4 protein-coding genes are annotated in these 4,370 nt (G+C 46.3%); 3 read left to right on the top strand and 1 reads right to left on the bottom strand.

Annotated elements, in window-relative coordinates:
* Positions 1-108: 108 nt before the first annotated feature.
* Complete coding sequence (locus AC805_RS11455; RefSeq protein WP_055075562.1) at positions 109-885, top strand: MBL fold metallo-hydrolase; 777 nt, start codon at positions 109-111, stop codon at positions 883-885.
* A 46-nt stretch (positions 886-931) separates the two neighbouring features.
* Here the strand turns inward: AC805_RS11455 and ftsH are convergent, their stop codons facing one another.
* Positions 932-2,821: an ATP-dependent zinc metalloprotease FtsH gene (gene ftsH / locus AC805_RS11450; RefSeq protein ID WP_055075561.1), complete on the bottom strand. Its 1,890-nt coding sequence runs from the start codon at positions 2,819-2,821 to the stop codon at positions 932-934.
* A 346-nt stretch (positions 2,822-3,167) separates the two neighbouring features.
* Here ftsH and AC805_RS11445 point away from each other — a divergent pair, with 346 nt between their 5' ends.
* Positions 3,168-4,061: a S1 RNA-binding domain-containing protein gene (locus AC805_RS11445; RefSeq protein WP_055075560.1), complete on the top strand. Its 894-nt coding sequence runs from the start codon at positions 3,168-3,170 to the stop codon at positions 4,059-4,061.
* A 116-nt stretch (positions 4,062-4,177) separates the two neighbouring features.
* Positions 4,178-4,297, top strand: coding sequence for a photosystem II reaction center protein PsbM (gene psbM / locus AC805_RS24675; protein ID WP_009625880.1), 120 nt, complete (start codon positions 4,178-4,180; stop codon positions 4,295-4,297).
* The last annotated feature ends 73 nt before the right edge of the window (positions 4,298-4,370 follow it).

Genomic DNA, 4,370 nt, shown 5'->3' with positions numbered 1-4,370 from the left:
CCCCAAATATGAGTGGCGGCGCGAAGCGCCGCCACTCATATTTGGGGTTTAACGATTCGTTACAATGTTATGGAGAAGGTTAGTAGCAAATTGCCAATACAGAGAATTATGTACTTAACATGGCTGGATAGTAATTCATGGCTGATTGAGATTGCAGGTAAGCGAATTCTGCTCGATCCTTGGCTAGTGGGAGATTTGATGTTTGGTAATGCCGCATGGTTTTTTAAGTCAGCGCGAATTACGGCGAGAGAAATTCCTCAAAATATTGATTTGATATTGCTGTCACAGGGTTTACCAGATCACGCTCATCCGCCGACGCTGAAGCAGCTAGATCGGCATATTCCTGTGGTGGGTTCTCCCAATGCTGCTAAGTTGGTCAAAGAACTTGGTTATCAAGAGGTGACTGCCCTTGCCCATGGTGAAGTGTTTCGTATCCCCAACCTTTTGGAAATCAGCGCTGTGCTAGGTTCGCCCACGGGACCCACTACCCTCGAAAATGGTTATATTTTGCGCGATCTTGTGGAGGGAAATAGCCTTTATTACGAGCCTCATGGTTATCATGCGGCGGCAATTCGCGAGTTTGCCCCGATTGATGTGGTGATTGCGCCCACGATTGATTTGAAGTTGCCCTTGATTGGGACTGTCATCAAAGGTCAGCAGGGCGCTTTGCAGGTGGCAAAGTGGTTGAATCCACAGGTAATGCTACCCACGGCAGCAGGTGGTGATTTGAGTTATAGCGGTTTGTTGCTGAATATTCTGAAGGCAGAAGGAACCGTTGATTCCCTGCGATCGCTATTTGCAGAAAATAATATTTCCACAGAGGTGATCGAGCCGAAACCTTGGGAGCGATTTGAAGTCAAACTTCAGAAATTAGCCGTCACATAAGGAAGACCCTAAAAAAAGGAGCGCTTAGCGCTCCTTTTTTAGGGTTTTAGAATTTGACTGAGGCGGTTTTCTTTTCGGGCAGTTGCGTGTATTCAGCTACGATTTTACGAAATTCTTCGCCATCGAGGGTTTCTACATCCAAGAGAATATCGACGAGGCGATCGCATAAATCGCGATTTTCTTCAATCAATCGTTTCGCATGGTTGTAGCAGTTTTGGGCAATCTGACGAATTTGGCGATCGATGCGATCGCCTAGTTTAATGGAATAGTCGCTTTGGGGCATGAAATTGCGCCCTAAGAAGACTTCACCACTTTCGGATTCTAACGCGCCCAATCCTAAATCGGACATACCGAACTGCGTCACCATTAAGCGAGTTAGTCTTGCCACCTGTTGAAAATCACCTGATGCGCCTGTGGTGATTTCAGCATCGCCAAATACTACTTCTTCGGCAGCTCTACCGCCAAGCATCATGGTGATCGTGGCGAGAATCTGCGATCGTGATTCGAGTCCATACTCTTCATCGGGAACTCCCTTGGCAAAGCCACCGATACCGCCAGAGCGAGGGATGATCGTGATTTTATCTAGGAGAGATGCATTTTTGAGGAGGGTCATCACTAGGGCATGACCGACTTCGTGGTAAGCAACTAGACGCTTTTTCGAGCTATCCAGCATGGGTTTCATGCTCAAGCCGATCGTAATCCGATCTATCGCATCGGCGATCTCTAGTTCCCCGATCGCTTCTTTATAACGTCGGGCGGCTAGAATGGCGGCTTCGTTAAGTAGGTTTGCTAAGTCAGCTCCTGCAAAGCCTGGGGTTAGACGGGCAACTGATTCTAATGAAACCTTTTCGTCGAGTTTTTTGTTGCGGGCATGGACTTTCAGGATTTCTTGCCGACCCTTGTAATCGGGGTAGTCGACGGTAATTTGGCGATCGAAACGTCCTGGTCTGAGCAATGCGCTGTCTAGTACATCGGGGCGATTAGTTGCTGCTACCACGATTACGCCTGAATTGCCCTGAAACCCATCCATTTCTGTGAGCATTTGATTGAGAGTTTGCTCCCGCTCATCGTTCCCCCCACCGATTCCAGCACCACGTTGCCGACCGACTGCATCGATTTCATCGATAAAAATGATACAGGGAGCATTATCCTTAGCTTTTTGGAACAGATCGCGGACGCGAGAAGCCCCTACGCCGACGAACATTTCTACAAATTCGGAGCCCGATAACGAAAAGAAAGGAACGCCAGCCTCTCCTGCGATCGCCTTAGCAAGTAAGGTTTTCCCAGTCCCTGGAGGACCGATTAGCAATACGCCTTTGGGGATTTTTGCGCCGACCGCAGTGAAGCGATCGGGTTGTTTGAGAAATGTAACGACTTCCTGTAATTCTTCCTTTGCCGTATCAATCCCCGCCACATCATCAAACATGATGCCTGTTTTCGCCTCGGGTGAAAATCTGGCTTTGGTTTTGCCAAAGCTAAGGGTTTGTCCTGGCCCTCCAGGAGCGTTACTGAGACGACGCAGCACCATTAATAGGATGAATATCAGTAACATTGGCACAAAAAATGTGCTTGCCAATTGCCAGATCAAAGTTGGCTGCTGGGGCGCTTTTACTGCAATATCGACATTGTTTTCGCGCAGAGCCTTCATCAATTCGGTATTGCCGTCACGGGCAATTAAGTCAACCCTGACTTTGCGCCCATCTTTCAAAACCGCTTCCGCCGCTAAGCCGTTACTTTCAAGATCGATTTTTTGGACACGATTCTCTTTTACATTTGAAAGTAGCTCGGTATAGCCTATGGTGGCAGCACTTTCACCGTCAGCCCTTGCCGCTGATGGTACGGCGATCGCTACACTTTGCAATATCGCTAAACTCACGACCGTCGTTTTGACGCGTCGCCAAAAAGTTGCCAAAAAGATTTTTTTTCCAGAAGACATCACTGCCTGTCGCTCCTTATTGCCCCGTCGATGCGGTAATCGGTTGACTTAACTATTCACCTAGTCTAATGCATTCCCTAAAAACCTGACATAAAGTGGAGGCGAACTCCCCCGATTGGAATTATATAGCCGCGTAAGTTTCGTTTGGGAAAACCCGCAAGATAAGCGGCTGCGCTTTTAAGGGTTTTAGTGCTGGTTTTTAATCATTCCCCATTACTTGTTAAGAAGCGTAGCAATTTTAGGAAAAGATCGATATAATGCATATTCTCTATAGCGCTGTGAGACAATTGCATTAAAATACAGGCAAGTAACGCTACGTATCTCTAGCATATTTATCTCTTTATCCATGAACGCCACAACAAATATTCAGCCCTTTTCAGCCGACGATTTTGCCAATGCCCTCGCCGAACATAATTACGAATTTGCTGTGGGGCAAATCGTGAAGGGTAAGGTAGTCTCCGTTGAAAGTAGTGGCATTTATGTCGATATTGGCGCTAAATCATTAGGTTTCCTCCCCATAGAAGAAGCAACTCTTAGCGGGTCTTCGCGCTCCAATAGCGATGCTTTCCCCATTGGCAACGAGTATGAGTTTTTGATTATCAGTAGCCAGAATGCTGATGGTGAAGTGAAGCTATCTGTGCGTCGTCTGCTATTTAAGCAAGCTTGGCAAACTCTGCGCGATTATCAAGCTGAGTCTAAAGTTTTTGAAACTAAGGTCATCGGTACTAATAGTGGCGGTGTGATTGTGGACTCGGTGGGATTGCGAGGCTTCATACCACGATCGCATCTTTCGGACACCTCCGATCTGGCTAAATTGGTAGGCAAGATTTTGCCTGTGATCGTGTTGGATGCCGATGAAACCCGTAAAAAGTTAGTCCTTTCTAATCGTCAGGCTGCTAAGCTGGCGGCGATGAATCAACTGGCGAAGGGGCAACTGATTACGGGCAAGGTTACCAATATTCGCCCCTTTGGAGCCTTTGTGGAATTTGCTGGAGTTTCAGGACTGCTGCATATCAAAGAAATGAGTCAAAAGCCCGTCAACGATCCCACACATGTATTTCAAATCAACGACATCATCAAGGCTGTGGTCGTGGATATTGACGAATCTCGCGATCGCATAGCCCTTTCTACCAAGATTCTCGAACTTCATGCTGGCGAAATGTTGGATAACTCCGCCCAAGTATTTGCTGAAGCCGAGGAACGGCTTGAAAAAAATATCAGTAAGCTGTGGGAAGCCTAATCGTATAGTGAGAAGCGATCGCTATATAATTTGTTTTGGCAAGAGTAAGCATTGCTTTGGCTTAATATATTAGTAGTTCTGAAAATATTTAAAATAAGCAAAAAAGAGTCAAATTTATGGAAACTAATTTTCTTGGTCTTTTGGCAACCGTCCTAGCTGTATTTGTTCCCACCGTCTTCTTGCTAACCCTGTATATCCAAACATCTAGCCGTGAAGAAGGTCAGAGCAGCAAGTAAATAAACTAAATGGCTAAGTTCCTGCTATTTTTTATAGCTATAGCCAAATAAGTTAAGACATAAAACCCAGAAG

This window comes from Pseudanabaena sp. 'Roaring Creek' (assembly GCF_001402795.1).
In the GTDB taxonomy this organism is placed as follows: domain Bacteria; phylum Cyanobacteriota; class Cyanobacteriia; order Pseudanabaenales; family Pseudanabaenaceae; genus Pseudanabaena.
The sequence above is the reverse complement of the archived record's forward strand: the minus strand, read 5'-3'. Positions and strand labels throughout refer to the sequence as shown.

Bases quoted from the DNA above. Each gene is read 5' to 3' on its own strand.
- AC805_RS11455 (WP_055075562.1), top strand. From the start codon at position 109: ATGTACTTAACATGGCTGGATAGTAATTCATGGCTGATTGAGATTGCA.
- ftsH (WP_055075561.1), bottom strand. From the start codon at position 2,821: ATGTCTTCTGGAAAAAAAATCTTTTTGGCAACTTTTTGGCGACGCGTC.
- AC805_RS11445 (WP_055075560.1), top strand. From the start codon at position 3,168: ATGAACGCCACAACAAATATTCAGCCCTTTTCAGCCGACGATTTTGCC.
- psbM (WP_009625880.1), top strand. From the start codon at position 4,178: ATGGAAACTAATTTTCTTGGTCTTTTGGCAACCGTCCTAGCTGTATTT.